Source organism: Paracraurococcus lichenis, from assembly GCF_030657435.1.
Classification (GTDB): Bacteria; Pseudomonadota; Alphaproteobacteria; order Acetobacterales; family Acetobacteraceae; genus Paracraurococcus; species Paracraurococcus lichenis.
The window spans coordinates 1-1057 of sequence record NZ_JAUTWS010000338.1; the positions used below are offsets into that span (position 1 = coordinate 1).

A 1057-nucleotide genomic window follows, 5' to 3' on the forward strand; every position below is an offset into this window, starting at 1 on the left:
GCTGTCGGCAACGGCCCGGCATTTCAGTCGCCACTTGCGCAGGAACGCCTTCCGCCGCGCCTCGATCTCCTTCACGGTCTCGGCGTAGATCATGTCCGTGTAGTCGGCCGAGATCTCCTCATGCAGCCGCTCGGGCGCGTGGGCCAGGAGATTCCTGTGCTTGTGAACCGTACACCGTTGCGATGGCACCGTCGGCCAGAGCGCGGCCAGCGCCTTCTCCAGGCCAGCCGCACCGTCGGTGATCAGGAACTCCGGGGTCCGTAGCCCACGGGCGACCAGGTCATCGAGCACGGCCCGCCACGCCGCCTCGCTCTCCCCGCCCATACTACGAATGGCGAGCAGCACCTTCTGCCCGTCGCGGCGGATGCCAAGGACCACCAGCAGCGACACCGAGGTGGCCTTGCGGTCCAGCCGGACCCGCACGACGGTGCCATCGAGAATGAGGCGGACAATGTCCTCGCTGGCCAGGTCGCGCCGGCCCCAGGCGTCCCAGTCCACCTTCACCTTGCGCCAGGCGCGGCTGACCACGTCCTTGCCCACCGCACCCCGGAACAGCGCCGCCAGGGCGCGCTGCACCCGACGCGTGTTGGTCCCGGCCAGGTAGGCACCCGCGATCAGCGCTTCGAGCTGGCGCGTCCGCCGGGCGTAGTGTGGTAGCACAGCGCTGCGCCATTCCCGGCTGCCGCCGTCCTCGGTCAGCAAGCGCGCCCGCGGCACCGTGAGCTCCACCGGACCAAACGAGCCGGTCAGATGCCTCGTCCGGTGCCCGTGCCGGTGCCCCGCAGGCGCGCCGGTCCGCTCGTACCGTCCGCGCCCCAGCGCGGCCTCGAGCTCCTGCTCCACCAGCTCCTCGATCAGGCCGCGGATCCGACCCCGGATTCCCGCCTCGATCGGGTCGAACCAGGCTTCCCCGGCAAACAGCGCCTGCTCGACAGCCGTCTTGCTGCTACCCTTGTCCATGGCGTGGTCTCCACCGGCGCGCCAACGCCGGTCCTGGCTCGTTGAACAAGCCGGAGACTACGCCACCCAGATTTCCTACCACACCCGCGACGGCACC

1 protein-coding gene is annotated in these 1057 nt (G+C 70.1%); it reads right to left on the bottom strand.

All coding sequences use genetic code 11. From position 1 onward, the window contains the following. On the bottom strand, positions 1 to 960 hold a 960-nt coding region (locus Q7A36_RS40095; RefSeq protein ID WP_305109375.1), incomplete at its 3' end, for an IS256 family transposase. Positions 961 to 1057: the final 97 nt, after the last annotated feature.